The organism is Streptomyces sp. NPDC047072 (assembly GCF_040643855.1).
Classification (GTDB): Bacteria; Actinomycetota; Actinomycetes; order Streptomycetales; family Streptomycetaceae; genus Streptomyces.
In genome coordinates this window covers 60,321-73,682 of sequence record NZ_JBEYVC010000021.1, presented here as the reverse complement: position 1 = coordinate 73,682, position 13,362 = coordinate 60,321, and the positions used below count along the sequence as shown (strand labels likewise).

Annotated in this window: 16 protein-coding genes; 6 read left to right on the top strand and 10 right to left on the bottom strand. The window is 68.0% G+C overall.

The annotated features are described in order from the left end of the window. From ABZ896_RS12605 to ABZ896_RS12595, 3 genes are read left to right on the top strand one after another with little or no spacing between them, the layout of a single operon-like run. Entirely contained in the window at positions 1 to 669 is a 669-nt protein-coding gene (locus tag ABZ896_RS12605) for a YdcF family protein (protein ID WP_360926256.1), read from the top strand. Further along, positions 611 to 1,492, top strand: coding sequence for a WbqC family protein (locus tag ABZ896_RS12600; RefSeq protein ID WP_360926254.1), 882 nt, complete (start codon positions 611 to 613; stop codon positions 1,490 to 1,492). Before ABZ896_RS12605 ends, ABZ896_RS12600 begins: the two co-directional genes overlap by 59 nt. 42 nt (positions 1,493 to 1,534) lie before the next feature. After that, entirely contained in the window at positions 1,535 to 1,999 is a 465-nt protein-coding gene (locus ABZ896_RS12595) for a gamma-glutamylcyclotransferase family protein (RefSeq protein ID WP_360926252.1), read from the top strand. 45 nt (positions 2,000 to 2,044) lie between these two features. On the opposite strand, the gene ABZ896_RS12590 is transcribed toward ABZ896_RS12595, so the two are convergent. The 4 genes from ABZ896_RS12590 to ABZ896_RS12575 form a co-directional block, all read right to left on the bottom strand. After that, positions 2,045 to 2,761, bottom strand: coding sequence for a restriction endonuclease (locus ABZ896_RS12590; RefSeq protein WP_360926250.1), 717 nt, complete (start codon positions 2,759 to 2,761; stop codon positions 2,045 to 2,047). 370 nt (positions 2,762 to 3,131) lie between these two features. After that, positions 3,132 to 3,758 carry a hypothetical protein gene (locus tag ABZ896_RS12585; protein ID WP_360926248.1) on the bottom strand — a complete coding sequence of 209 codons (627 nt, stop codon included), beginning with the start codon at positions 3,756 to 3,758 and terminating at the stop codon, positions 3,132 to 3,134. A gap of 207 nt (positions 3,759 to 3,965) precedes the next feature. Further along, positions 3,966 to 5,360 (bottom strand): UDP-N-acetylmuramoyl-tripeptide--D-alanyl-D-alanine ligase, encoded by a 1,395-nt coding sequence (gene murF, locus ABZ896_RS12580; protein WP_360926246.1) that lies wholly within the window; start codon positions 5,358 to 5,360, stop codon positions 3,966 to 3,968. 224 nt (positions 5,361 to 5,584) lie between these two features. Continuing rightward, a complete protein-coding gene (locus ABZ896_RS12575) occupies positions 5,585 to 6,259 on the bottom strand; it encodes a hypothetical protein (protein WP_360926244.1) in 675 nt (224 codons plus the stop codon). 342 nt (positions 6,260 to 6,601) lie between these two features. Between ABZ896_RS12575 and ABZ896_RS12570 the strand changes: the two genes are divergently transcribed. Both ABZ896_RS12570 and ABZ896_RS12565 read left to right on the top strand, forming a co-directional pair. Further along, positions 6,602 to 8,383: a hypothetical protein gene (locus tag ABZ896_RS12570; RefSeq protein WP_360926242.1), complete on the top strand. Its 1,782-nt coding sequence runs from the start codon at positions 6,602 to 6,604 to the stop codon at positions 8,381 to 8,383. A 271-nt stretch (positions 8,384 to 8,654) separates the two neighbouring features. Next, positions 8,655 to 9,482, top strand: a complete 828-nt coding sequence (locus ABZ896_RS12565) for a sugar nucleotide-binding protein (RefSeq protein ID WP_360926240.1) — start codon at positions 8,655 to 8,657, stop codon at positions 9,480 to 9,482. 195 nt (positions 9,483 to 9,677) lie between these two features. On the opposite strand, the gene ABZ896_RS12560 is transcribed toward ABZ896_RS12565, so the two are convergent. From ABZ896_RS12560 to ABZ896_RS12535, 6 genes are all read right to left on the bottom strand, one after another. Continuing rightward, the gene (locus ABZ896_RS12560; protein ID WP_360926238.1) at positions 9,678 to 10,118 is read right to left on the bottom strand and encodes a hypothetical protein; all 441 of its coding nucleotides are present in this window, start codon (positions 10,116 to 10,118) and stop codon (positions 9,678 to 9,680) included. Positions 10,119 to 10,360: 242 nt separating this feature from the next. Then, positions 10,361 to 10,813, bottom strand: a complete 453-nt coding sequence (locus ABZ896_RS12555; RefSeq protein WP_360926236.1) for a DUF4262 domain-containing protein — start codon at positions 10,811 to 10,813, stop codon at positions 10,361 to 10,363. 117 nt (positions 10,814 to 10,930) lie between these two features. Continuing rightward, the gene (locus ABZ896_RS12550) at positions 10,931 to 11,212 is read right to left on the bottom strand and encodes a hypothetical protein (protein WP_360926234.1); all 282 of its coding nucleotides are present in this window, start codon (positions 11,210 to 11,212) and stop codon (positions 10,931 to 10,933) included. Between the two features lie 169 nt (positions 11,213 to 11,381). Next, positions 11,382 to 11,693 (bottom strand): hypothetical protein, encoded by a 312-nt coding sequence (locus ABZ896_RS12545; RefSeq protein ID WP_360926232.1) that lies wholly within the window; start codon positions 11,691 to 11,693, stop codon positions 11,382 to 11,384. Positions 11,694 to 11,915: 222 nt separating this feature from the next. Beyond that, positions 11,916 to 12,167, bottom strand: coding sequence for a hypothetical protein (locus ABZ896_RS12540; protein ID WP_360926230.1), 252 nt, complete (start codon positions 12,165 to 12,167; stop codon positions 11,916 to 11,918). A gap of 82 nt (positions 12,168 to 12,249) precedes the next feature. Continuing rightward, positions 12,250 to 12,606, bottom strand: coding sequence for a hypothetical protein (locus ABZ896_RS12535; RefSeq protein WP_360926228.1), 357 nt, complete (start codon positions 12,604 to 12,606; stop codon positions 12,250 to 12,252). 438 nt (positions 12,607 to 13,044) lie between these two features. Between ABZ896_RS12535 and ABZ896_RS12530 the strand changes: the two genes are divergently transcribed. Then, complete coding sequence (locus ABZ896_RS12530) at positions 13,045 to 13,362, top strand: WhiB family transcriptional regulator (RefSeq protein WP_360926312.1); 318 nt, start codon at positions 13,045 to 13,047, stop codon at positions 13,360 to 13,362.

Here is a 13,362-nt window from a genome sequence, read left to right as displayed (position 1 = left end):
GTGAGCAACGAGCAGCAGGCCATCACCGAGAACCAGTGGCACCAGGCCAAGCTGATCTGGGACTACCACCAGATGCACCACGAGCCGCGGCCCGTCGACGCGGCCATCGGCCTGGGCAGCCACGACCTCGGCGTCGCCGCCCACTGCGCCGAGCTGTATCGCACCGGGCTCTTCCCCGCCGTGGTGTTCACCGGCGGCAACAGCCCCACCACCGCCAAGGTCTTCCCGCGCGGCGAAGCAGTCCACTTCCGTGAACACGCCATCGAACTCGGCGTCCCCGCCGAGGCGATCCTGCTGGAGCCGACCGCAAGCAACACCGGGCAGAACATCACCCTCTCACGAGAGGTCCTCGCCGCCGCCGGCATCCGCCCCACGACGGTGCTGCTGGTCTCCAAGCCCTACATGGAGCGGCGGTCGTTCGCGACCGCCCGCAAGCTGTGGCCGGACGTCGAGATCCTCTGCGCATCGGAGCCACTGGAGTTCGACGACTACCTGAAGTCCATCGGCGACGAGAAGCTCGTCCTGGACATGCTCGTCGGCGACCTCCAGCGGATCATCGAGTATCCGAAGCTCGGCTTCGCCATCGAGCAGGAGGTCCCGGAGGACGTGCATGGCGCGTACGAGTCCCTCAACCGTGACGGCTTCACCAGCCGCCTCATCACCTCGTGATCTGCTCGCCCCGGGCGGGCTGTGCGTAATCCACCAGCCGAACCTTTTTCCCCGGCTGACCACATTGGCCAAGCTGTTCGCGGCGGACTACTGGATCGTCCTCGACGACGTGCAGTTCGCCCGCCGCGACTACCAGCACCGGGCCCGCCTCGCCGCCCTCGATGACCCAGCCCGGCAGCAGTGGCTCACCATCCCCGCCCACCTGCCCGACGGGCGGCCCACCCTCATCCGCGACGTGCTGATCGACGATGCGGTTCGCGCACGCCGCAGGACCAGGGGCATGCTGCGGCAGCACTACGGGAACAGCCCCCACTGGCCGTCCCTCGCCCGGGCCCTGGGTCCAGTGCTGGACGCCTTCGCCACCGGGCGGACCGCGACGGTCGCCGAGATGTCCACCCGCGTCCTGCTCGATCTCCTCGGCTGGCAAGGCCACATCTTCTCCAGCAGCCGCTTGGCCGCCCGCCCCGGACGCTCCCAGCGGCTGGCCGACCTGGCCGCCACAACCGGCGCCGGCGCCTACCTGTGCGGGACCGGCGGGCTGACCTATCTCGACCCTCTCCCCTTCACCGACCACGGCATCGGCGTCCTCCCCTTCCAGGTGCCGACAGTCGGGCTGTGGCAGCGGGCCCGCAGCCTCAGCGCCGCCCACCCCCTGATGCTGCTCGGCCCTGAAAGGCTCGGCGCCGAACTGCGCGATATCGCCTCCCGCCACCGCCGCCGCATGCACTCGCCGCCGGACGACGCCTCGGTGAGTGGCGGCGGCGGACATGATGGAGGCAGAAACCATCCGAGGCCGCATCGAGAGCTCTGGTCAACGGCCTGACTCGCCTGTGTCCTCGACAGTCGATGAGGAGTATCAGTCCTAGTGTCCGTCACTTCACCCCGCCTGGCCCGCTTCGCGCAAGGCCCCAACGTGCTGTTCTGCTACGGAACTCTCCGGTTCGGTGACGTGCTCCAGGCGCTGCTGGGCCGGATACCCGAGCGGGTTCCGGCATCTGCTCCCGGCTATCGCGCGGCCGCGCTGCAGGGCCGGGTTTACCCGGGCCTCATCGTCTGCGCCAACGGAAGCTCGGCACCCGGCGTAGCCCTGACCGATCTGAGCAGCGACGAGTGGCGCATCCTTGACGCGTTCGAGGACGAGCGGTATGACCTGCGCGAAGTCGCGTTGTCCACGGGCGGATCGGGACTGGCGTACATCTGGCCGGGCGGAGACGTCCGGACCGAGGACTGGGATGCCGAAGATTTCGAAAGGCAGCACTTGGCAGCGTACGCGGCACGGTGTGCCCGGATAGCTCCCAGGCTGGCCGCAGGCGAGCCCAAGGGCGAGTAGGCCACCGTCATCCGGGGGCGTGTCCTCGGATCCCTGAAGGAGCGGTCATTGGGTCGCGCTCTGGATGCCGAGGACGTCGTACAGGTGCCGGCCATGGGCCCACTTCTTCAGCTCGGCGCGGCCCATGAGGATGAGCTGGTGGTGCTGGGCGAACTTGATGGCTGGTTCGGTGAAGCCGTTGAGGCCGATCATGATCGGGAGGTCTGCCCCGTGGTGCGGTCGCGCTGTGCCGTTGAACTGCTGCACGTGGCCTGAGCCGACGGGGTTGGAGTACTGCTTGCACTGCAGGATCAGGAGACGGTCTTCGTCGTCCCGTGCGGTGACGTCAACGCCGAGGTCTCCGGCACCGCCGACCCGGCGGGGGCTGCGGAATCCGTCACGGGCCAGGAGGTCGGCGCACGCCTGCTCGAAGCCCGTGGCGGTCATTGAGGAGAGCTGCTTCATCTTGTAGGTCAGCAGGTCCGGGTCGGGCTCATCGTCCGTCGTCGCGTCGGATGCGTAGTGGGAGCCGCCGTAGGCGTGGGCGTCGAGGAAGAAGGACAGGACCCTGCCGGCCAGGATGAGCACGCCCAGTCCGCCGGCGACGGTCAGCGCGGTCCACCACGGGTGGTCTGCTATCAGATTCCACAGGTCCACTGTGATCCACCGGCTGACGTCCTCGGTGAGCCACTTCCAGAGCATTTTGCCGATGGCCAACGCGAGAACGACGTACAGCAGGAACTTCAAAAGCGGGTCGAGCGACCCGTCTTCGTTGAACACCACACCCCCGAATGATGATCAGCGAGCCTGCCGGTGATGCAGCGCCCGTCCCAAGAGATCGGTGTAGCAGCGGGTACTGACAGAACTTGATGGCCCATCACGGAATCGGGCCCGGTCAGGGCCCCATCCGGCCACGAGCATCGGAGGGGCGGGCGCCCATGCGCCCGTTTGCCTGTGTCCGCTGACCTGGGCAGACGGCTGTCGTAGTCCGCGTGCAGCCACCGCTGCGAACCCCGCCGTACTCAGCAACGGGTGCGTACTGAATGGCCTGTCACCTGTGGAAACGGCCGGGGACACATCCAGTGGCCCGCATTGCCACACAATGGCGAAATTCAGGGGCCGTACGCTCGCTGCCACAGTGCTGGAGCCGCCGCTAGGCGGACAGCGGCGGTCGAGTCAGCCACGTCTTGATCAGTACGCCCGGCATCCGGACCGGCTGGTAAGGCACGAGGGCCTCGGCAATGGCCTCGGCGAGCTCGTCGACGCTCTGCACCGTGTGCCGGGGCGGGGTGATCCAGATACGCGGCTGCGCGTCGGGGCCGTCCTGGTTGGGGATCAACTGCGCGTACAGGTGCTGGTGCCCGCCAGGGCCCTGCTCGTAGCCCCAGGTGCTGTACTTCTCCCAGCCGGGAAGCCAGAACGGGTGCGGGCCGCCCTGGGTCAGGTCGGGCTCGGCGAGCCGCGGTCTGGGGGGCCGGGTGTAGGACGGTCCGTAGACGATCTCCCACACGCCGTCGGTGTGCTCGAGGACGTCCATCTTCACGTGCTGCTTCAGCCCGCGCAGCTGCCGGCGGAACTCCTCCGGATCAAGCCCGGCCAGGGCGGCGAGCGCGGGGACGTCGGACGCCTGGAGATCCAGGCCCATGATGTCGGGAACGTCCTCGGGACGGCGGGGATCACCTGGTGCGTCGGTGCGTTCGGCCAGGAGCAGCAGGACGGTGCGGGCGGTCGCGTCGGAGATGCCGAGGCTGTTCACGTACGCGGTGGCGTGCCTGCTCATGCGAGCTGTCCTCCCCCTTGTCGGGCCGTGGCGGCCGGAACCTTGCTGATCACGCTACCGCCGCGGTGATCGCCGCCGAGGGCGTGATGGCTCAGGTGGCCGGATCACGCCCTACCTCGCCGGGGGTACCGGATTCGGCGCAATGGGCAAGGCCACGCGTACGCGGGCTCGGTGAAGCTGCCGGGAGGGGCCGGCCCGGCCGCGGGCCTAGGCGGCGGGCTCTGGGTCCGGCTGAAGCAGTGCCTGAGCGAGCTGTTGCAGTTCTACTCCGCGGGATGCCTTGACCAGGACGGCGTCGCCGGCGCGGAGCGTGGAGCGCAGGAAGGCCAGCGCCCTCGCCTGGTCGCGCAGGTGCACGGCGTTCGCCCCGGCGTCCCGGGCGGCCTCGTGGATCCATCCGGCTTCCGTGCCGCCCACGAGGATGATCTGGTCCAGGCCGAGTTCGGCGGCGTATCGGCCGATCTCTTGGTGCGCGGAGCGTGCGTCGGCTCCGAGCTCGTTCATCCGGCCGAGGACGACGACGGAGCGCTGATCGTGGCGGCCGGTCATGGCGGCCAGCGTGCTCAAGGAGTGGCGCATCGAGTCCGGGTTGGCGTTGTAGGCGTCGTTGACGATCGTGACGCCGTCGGGACGTGTGGTCGTCTCCATCCGCCACCGGGAGCGTGGGAGGGCCTGGGAGAGGCGAGCGGCGATCTGGTCGACGTCGAGTCCGGCTTCGCGGGCGACGGCGGCCGCGGCCAGGCTGTTGTGGACCTGTTCCTCGCCGAGGAACAGGAGGTGGACTCGGGCAGTGCCCTCGGGGGTGGTGAGGGCGTAGGAGGCGCGGCCCTGTGCGTCGAGATGGACGTCGACGGCGCGGATGTCGGCCTGCTCGCTCAGGCCGTACGTGACGACCCTTTCGGTGGCACGGTCCTTCATATGCTCGATGTAGTCGTCGTCGGCGTTCAGGACTGCCAGCCCGCCTCGGGAGAGTCCTTCGACGATCTCGCCCTTGGCCTGGGCGATGTTGTCGCGGCTGCCGAACTCGCCGAGGTGGGCGGTGCCGACGTTGGTGATGACGCTGATGTCCGGTGGGGCGATGTGGGTGAGATCGCGGATGTCGCCGATGTGGCGGGCGCCCATCTCGAGCACGAGGTAGTCCGTGTCGGGCTTCGCCATGGTGACCGTGAGGGGCAGGCCGATCTCGTTGTTGAAGGACTGGGGGGTGGCAACGACGCTTCCGGGCAGTGCCTGGGCGACGAGGTCCTTGGTGCTGGTCTTGCCGGCGGATCCGGTGATGGCGACGATCCGCACGGTGCTGAGCGCGTCGCGGCGGAGGGCATGTCCGAGTCGTCCGAAGGCGGTGAGCACGTCGTCGACGACGATCGCGGGCACACCGACGGGCCGGGTGACCAGGGCTGCGGTGGCGCCCTGGTTGGCGGCGGCCTCGGCGTAGGCGTGTCCGTCGGCGTGCGCTCCCTGAAGCGCGATGAACAGTGATCCTGGTACGGCGTCGCGGGAGTCGAACACGGCCTGCTGGGTGACCTGGGCTTCGGGGTCGAGGACATCTGCGAGTCGGCCGCCGGTGACGGCGGCGATCGCGGTCAGGGACATGGGGTGCACGTGATCCTCCCAGTTCAGGCGGTTGATGGTGACGCTACCGGGCGATGCGGCTGATGCGCGGTCGCCACGAGGCCCGTGGACGGGGAGGCGGCGGGCCGCCAAGCCGCTGTTCTGAGGACCTCGCGGCCAGCGCCGCTACCGACGCCGACGCCCGGCACCACCCACCCCGGAGACGGGGGTTGAAGACGCCCTGACCGGTGAGGCGGCCCCCGCAGGATCCGCGTCTAGGCGTGGGGGTGATCCTGGGCGGTGAGGGCGGATTCCCGCCATGCGGCGCACAGGCTCTTGAATTCGGTTCGGAGGGCTGCCCGCCGCTCCTCGGGAACCACCGTGGCGGGGCTGAGAAGGTAGACGTTGTCCTTGAAGAGGGTGAAGCCGACCTTCTCCCAGGCTGCGGCGATCTTCGCAGTCACCTGGTTCCATTCGCCCTCATCGGGTTTCCAGCCGTCCTCGTGGTCGGAGATCCCTGGAGAGCAGGCCACGGCGCGGCAGCCTGGGGCAAGCCGGTTGACGGCCTCGGCTGCGAGGACGGAGCCGAGGCCGCGTCCTCTCCATTCGCTGTCGAGGACCACGCGGTCCATGACCAGGAGGTCCGTGCCCACGTATTCGAGCTGCTGATCGACTTCGTCGGTGAAGTAGCCGGTTTCCTGGTCAAGGAGGACGGTGGCGATCTCGTAGAGCTCCTGGGACTCCTCCTCCATCGCCCACCAGGCATTCATCCCCTGGTCGAGGCGGATCCGGTAGAAGGTCATGCGCCCGATCTCGACACCCTGTTCCTCGAAAGCCGGGCACTGTCCATCGCGGCAGTCGTCTGGCGAATCCGGGGTGTTGAGCACGGGACAGTGTTCGTCGTCGTGCACCTCGTACCCGTGCCGGATGCTGATCTCCCACTCCTGCACGGTCTGCTCGTGCGGGTCATCGCGCAGACCGTGGTCATACGTGTGCTGGAGATGCAGCTGTGAGGGATCCCCCGGCAGGCGCCGAGCGCTCTTGACCATATCGCCGAGCCTAGCGTGACGCCCCCGCCCGGCCCTGAACCCCGCAGGCCGACAGAAGACGGAACACCAACTCCTGGAGCCGTTCGTGCAGTGGCACTCCCGACGGGCGACTGAAGGGCGTCCTCTGATGGCGCTTTTGCAGCGTTCCATACCAGAGTGCCGCCGCTTCCGGCTAGCGTCGCCTCGAACCATGCCGTGACCGGCCGGTCACGTGGGGTCGAACTCTGGGGAGGGCCGAACGTGGTGAGGGCTGGGACGTACCGGCTGTGGCAGCAACTCGCCGTCGCCGAGGAACTGCCGGACGAGGCGCTGCCCGCGGTGATCGAGGCCCTGTGCACGCCGCCCCGCGGCTTTTACGGGATCGACAACCGCGGTGAAGAGCGGCGCAAGAAGGCCGTCGCCTCCGCGTTGCCGGTGCTCCTGCCGCGCACGGCCGATCCGGCGCTGCGCCGGCAGTTGCTGCAGCAGACCGACGACACGCAGATCGCCGAACTGGCCGGCCTGGGCCTGGTCACGGCCGCAGATCTCCCGGCGATCTTGAAAGGCCGTCGGCCGACGCCCGAGCTGGCCGCCGGCCTGGCCCGGCACCCCCAACTGGTCGATGACGCGATCGGGTTGCTCATCCATTTCCAGGACACCGACCTGGAGAGCGTGGTCAGCGAGTGGAATCCTCACCGCTACCGTTCGGACGCCGCGCCGGTCCCGCCCATGCCGCCGGCCCTTCTCAGCGCGGTCCTGGAGCAGGCCCTCACCCCGTTTGCACGTCTCCTCCAAAACCCCGGCCGGCATAAGGGATGGGACGTCAGCTCGGACCCCGCCCTCGGGCTGCCCCACGACTTCGGTGAGGGCGCCCCCTGGCGCATCCTCCATGCCTGCCCCGGTCAGTGGCCCGCCCTCGTCGGCCACCCCGTCCTCGGCATGGCCGTCCAGCATCTGCTGCTGGACCACGCCGAGGTGGAAGCCCGCCGCACCCGCGCGATGGCCTCGGCCTCGTCCCTCGGCGGCGAGGACGACACCCTGGCCGACGGCCTGCCGGAACCCGAACCGGTCCTCGACGACGGCCTCCTCCGTGCGTGCCTGCCAGCCCTGTGCCTGCCGGAGATGGCCGACCTCCCCAAGCCGGGCGTGAGTGCCCGCCATCGGCTCCACCGCATCGCTCAGCGGGTGCGCTCCAATCCCCGCCTCCGCGACATCGCGGTCGAACACCTGCACGCCGCCGCCGACGAATGCGTACGCCGCGGCCGCCTGCTCACCCCGCCACGCACATCGAAGGACGACCAGAAGGTCCTCGCGGCGGCCGAGGACCTGGCCCTGCTCAGCGCCAACCCCACCCACCTGGCCAAGGCCTGCACCCTGATCCCGGCCCTGAAGCAGCCCACCGTCGTATCCAGGCCCCCCAGCGCCCAGCTGGCCCGCATCAGCGCCGGCACCGACCTGCTCAGCCCGGTGCGACTCCTGGAGTCCAACTACCAGCACCGGCGGGCCCTCTTGCTGACCGCGCTCGCCGCCAACCCCCGCACTCCGCGCACCGCGGTCACCGAGGCTCTCACCACGCTGCATCCCCTCGAACTCGCGTGGATCTGCCACCACGGCGACGTTCCCGACTGGCTGCGCACGAGCGCGGCCGCACTTGCTCCGGACGACGCGAACGAGGCGGTGCTGCGCCTGCTCACCGACGACGAACTCGACCACCACCCCGACCCCGGGGCAGTACTGCAGTCCTGGCTGAACGCCCCGGAGACGGAAGGAATCTGGACACGCGACGACATCCACCGCGCCGTCCTCAACTCCCGTCACCACACCCTTGACCACCTGCGTCAGCTGCCCGCGGACGAAGTCATCAGCCGCCAGGAATCCGGTCTCGCCCTGCCCCATCTCCTCGCACGATGCGGTACCCAGCCGGAACGCTGGAGCGCCCTGCACAAGGCCCTCGACCACAGCCCTGGTGATAAAGGGATCACTTTCGGGGAACTCCTGGACCGCATCGAAGCCGCCGCTCCCGTCCCGGCCGGTGCGACCGAATGACGCGTAACGCCCTCAGCTGATGGGGCGCTCGCACCACACGCCGGCCGCCGTGCCGCTGGCTGAAGCGGCCGAAGCGCCTCCGAGAGAACCCAAATCGCCGCAGTGGTGTCGCGGGCCGGGCCGGGCGTGAGGCGGTCGGCTCGGCGTCCGTCGGTCGTGACGGCTGCCGCGAGGCAGGACGGTCCGGATGGCGGCTGCGTCCGACGGGCCAAGGGGTGACCTTAACGGGTTCAGCAGACAGCGCGAGCGCCCGTTCCCTACCGTTCGCGTCATGAGAGTTCTCATCATCGGCGGCAGCGGGTTCCTGGGCGCTGAGCTTGCCCGTCAGGCGGTCGCAGCTGGTCACGAGACGCTCTCTACCTTCGCGACCCGGCAGGGCAGCGCTCCGGGTGTCACCTGGCACGCCCTCGACCTACGGGACCACGAGCGGGTGGAATCCCTCGTCGGCGATGTGAGTCCTCACGTCGTCATCAACACCTCCAGCGCCCATGCCGACTGGGTGGTCACGGCGGAGGGCCCGGCACGTCTGGCGATCGCTGCTGCCCGCAGCGGCAGTCGCTTCGTTCACATCTCCAGCGACGCCATTTTCTCCGGCGCCCAAGTGACCTACGAGGAGAGCAGATTTCCCGACCCGGTCACCCCCTACGGCGCGGCGAAGGCGGCAGCCGAGACGGCCATCCGGCTAGTGCACCCGGACGCTGCCATCGCGCGGACCTCGCTGATCATCGGCGACCGGCGGTCCGAGCACGTACGCCTGGTTCACGATCTCGCGACCGGCGTCCGTGACGGCGTGCTGTTCACCGACGACATCCGGTGCCCGGTACATGTCGCCGACCTGGCCGCCGCCCTGCTGGAACTCGCGTCCGGCAACGCGCACGGTGTCCATCATCTGGCGGGTGCCGACGCCGTGAGCCGCTATGAGCTGGGTGTCCTCGTCGCCGGGCGGGACGGGCTCGACGCTTCCCGGCTGCGCGCAGGCCGGCGGGCTGACACCGCGCTGCCGGGACCGCTCGACGTGCGTCTCGACAGCCGCGCCACCCAACGAGGACTGCGCACGACGCTGCGTGGCGCCCGCCAGTTCTTGACCGCCCAGGGCTGAACGGCAGCAAGGTGGTGACGTCACCGCGGACGAGCCGCGCGGCGATGCCGGGATCCTCGGGGTACCCGACGTCCTGGCCGTGCTCGTCCGTGCCGATCAACACGAAGACTTCATCCACGCGTGCGGCGTGCGGAACCTGGCGGCCGCGGCGAACGTCGGCCCCGGCGCCCCTGGCGATGCTCTGCGCACCGGAACTCACGCGGTACCTGCTTCGTGTGGGACGCTCTGTGGCCTTTCAGAGAGCGCCCGTTGGCCCGGAACCTTCGTAGCACCGTTCGGCGGATCGGCAATCCCGTAGACATCACCGATGACAGTGACACCCGGTCTTCCATCGAGCTGCGCGATCAAGGCTGCGGCTGCGACACCGTTGGCCAGTTCACCTGCGGTCACCGCAACACGGTCTCGAGCTCGGCCGACGCGAGGCCGGCCGTCGCTGAACTGGAGAACATCACCACGTGCTCCCAGTACGAGACCCGCACGCTCCGCTTCGCCCGTGAGCCAGTTGACAGCCTGGTCGCGGGAGTAGCCCCAGTTCTTGATCTTGTATGCCAGGTCCGCGGCGCGCAGCGGCACGGCGAAGGACAGGAAGTCGCGCAACTCCTCAATGGCCCCTGGCGGGTCGGGCTGATCTATCACCGGATGGTCCTTTCGAACGGTGTCGGCAGCGGGCGGACAACGGCGGGCGTGGGAAGGAGAGATGGCAAGGCACAGCGGCCACCAGTTGAGGTTCGGCGGACGGACAAGGGCACGCGCGGCAGGCGGAGTTGCTGCGGGGCGACCGAGCGGGAGGGGCATCTCAGAGAGCCGGGATGCCAGGGGGGAACCTGGCTCCGCGTGGTGCGAGAAATGAGGCGTGCTGGAAGCTCGCGGACCGCGCCCTACGGCAGCATCTGCTGCTTTCGCGGCAGGGAGTATCCGGCTTCGTCGGGGAAGTGACCGGCGGGATCGGGCCAGATCGCCTGCCAGAACGGCGGGCAGGCATCGGGGCCGTAGACCGCACGCAGAAGCGAGAACGGCTCCAGGGACGGTACCGGCGCCATGCGCAGCTGGTAGCCGTTGGCGAGCAGCCCGTCCAGGCGTTCATCCGGATCGGGCCCCGCCGAGCCGGTGAACCGCTCCACCAGCGCGTGGAGTACGCCGTTCATCACCGGGTTGTCGATGCCGACCATGACCAGCTCGTACCCGTGCGTCGTGTGGAGTCCCACGGTGTAGGAGTACGGCGCGCTGCGCCCGTCTGTGACGACAGGCTGCACGGTATATCCATGCTTAGCGATGAGTTGCCTCGCGCGAAGGACGTAGGCTGCCAGCTGATCGTAGTCGTAGGACGACATGGAAATCTCCGTCTCTGAAAATACTGTGGGACGTTTCGGGTCGGCGATGACGAGTTGCGGCCATGTAACCGGTAGAGGCTGCATCCCGTGTGTCGTTCCTGGCTTCTGGGCCCGAATTTATTTGCGGGCCGAAGCCCGCTTGCCCGTGGATTCACCAGCGATTACTTCGACGCGGAACACGGGCTCATCATCGATATCAGGGTGATAAACCGCAATCCCCCCAGGCACCGGGTAAACGCTGTAGAGGCTTACATCGCGGGGTAGCCGACTCAGCTCGGGCACAGTCGCCAATTCTCTTGCAAAAAGAGCCAGGAACTGACTTTCCCTGTCACCCGAAGTGTCGGCCAGCGAAATCCGTGACCAGGGCCGACCGGTGACGCGCATGCGGAACTCAGACATGATCAATCCTTGAAATATTTCGCGTATGCGGCTGTGCACCCGTCCGGATTCTTTTCGCCGGTGGGGCCAGATCCCTTCTGAATGGTCTGCCGAGTGATGTACACACCGGAACAGCGCGCCGGTTCACCTCTCCGGCCGTACGCGGGATCCTGGAACTGGGGCACTGGCTTCAGGTGTCCGCGGTGTCGTTTGCTGCGCAGTCCGGGCAGTCGTCAGGGCAACGGTCCAGCGTGCCGTAGCTGTGGACCTGGCACCTTACGCACGGATCGACGGAGGCGACGTAGCCATCGCCCTCGTCGCGCGTGGCTCCGGACCAGTCCTCGACCGGCACGTCCGTCGGCTCATTGCAATGCCCGCAATTGACCTCTCCCGGGCGATAGATGGCCATCATGTTTTCCTTACTCGACTTGCACGGACCTGACTTGGCGCACAGCGGCAGGGTGATGCAAACTTCGGGATCGAAAATACGAAGTGCTGCCACGACTTCTGTCTCGCTCGACCAGAGCCCTACTCAGCCGAGATCAGGCTGTTAAACCATGCGCCAGCGCTGACTCTGCATGGCGCCGCACCTGAACCGGACCAGTCGGGCAAGGCGATAGAGGGATAATGTCCCGGCCGAACTCTACGCAGAACGTGGCTGCACAATGGTCCGTCCCGGGCGTCGCCAGGAGTAGGTAATCACTCATGACGGATCTGCAGTCCGTCATCCGTCCATCTTTTCCTTGCCGACGATCTCGATGGCTCTGACCATTTGACCTGTATAGAGAGCGACCATTTCCGGGATGTCGCCCACAGTCGTGAATCCCTGCGTAACGTGCACCACTGTTGAATAGACCCTGTCATCTTTCATGTGATCGTGGATTTTGAACTCGACGCGGTAGGTCTCATACGTCGGTGATTCACCTTTGAGCCGCTTGATCATGAGATCGTGCATCAGGGTTTTCAGGTCGTGCACCGCAGCCTCTTTTGCTGGTTGTAGGGGGTGCGCGCACCGTTCATGCCGTGGCCGGGACGAAGGACGGGACCCGGTCGGAGTGTCACAGCGCGCCCTCGTGGCCGTCGTCGGTCACCGGGTCGGACTTCTTCTCCTGATCGGTGCGCATCGTCAGGGTGCGGGTCTCCTTCTGGTAGCTCCGGCCGTGCTTGAGCCATCCGCTCTTGCCCGGCTCCGGGGCGTGGCGCCGCCGGTCCGTCACCTTCACGACGGTCAGGCCAGGAGCGCAGTGCTCAGTGACCTCGCCGATCCAGGCCGCGTCCCGCCCGTCCCAGACGCAGCCGTCCTTGTAGACCTCTCCGTCCTGCACCCAGACTTCACTGCCGACGGGCATGGCCCGCTGCTTGGCCGTCGGCGTGAAGGGGCGACCCAGGTGGTCTGTGTACTGTTGCGCGCTCAATGCCTTGGGTTCCTCTCTCAGGGAGGCCGTCTCGCCGCGACGGGAGACCGGGAGGGGTATTGGAGGGCGGCCGAGCGGCCTCAACCCGATAGAACTATCGTACATCACTAACCATGTTTTTGCAACGCCCGACGGTGTAGGGACGCCCTCGCCGACCGCGGCCAGGCGCGGGCAGAGCCGGCCCGCGCTCAGGTCCAGCGTTCCGTGCCCCGGCTCCGAGTCCACGACCGCTCCGGGGGCGCCATCGGCGGGACGCCGTGGAGGTCCGCGAGCGCTCCACCATGTGCCGGCGGCTGCCGTCAAGTGGAGCGTCACCCGAAGGGATTGCTGCCGGGTGACGCTGTCCCATGCCTCACGCAACTGCCGTAGCGTCGCCTGACGGGCCCTCCGTAGGGTGGAGGCGACAGGTGTGATCGGGGAGAGGACAGCGCCGTAGTGATCGCGAATGATCAAGAGTGGAGCGCGCGGGCGATATGCCGCACCGGTGACCCAGATGAGCTGTTCGCCGAAGGCGCAGCCCAGAATCGGGCGAAGGCCGTCTGCAACGGCTGTCCCGTACGCACCGAGTGCCTCGCCTCCGCCCTCGACAACCGTATCGATCACGGTGTGTGGGGCGGCATGACGGACAGGGAAAGACGTGCGCTGCTGCGGCGCCGGCCGACCGTCACCTCATGGCGCCGGCTGCTTGAGGAAGCCCGTGCAGAGTATGACCGGCAGGGCCCGGTAGACAGCGAGTTGCAGCTGGCGCTCGGCTGA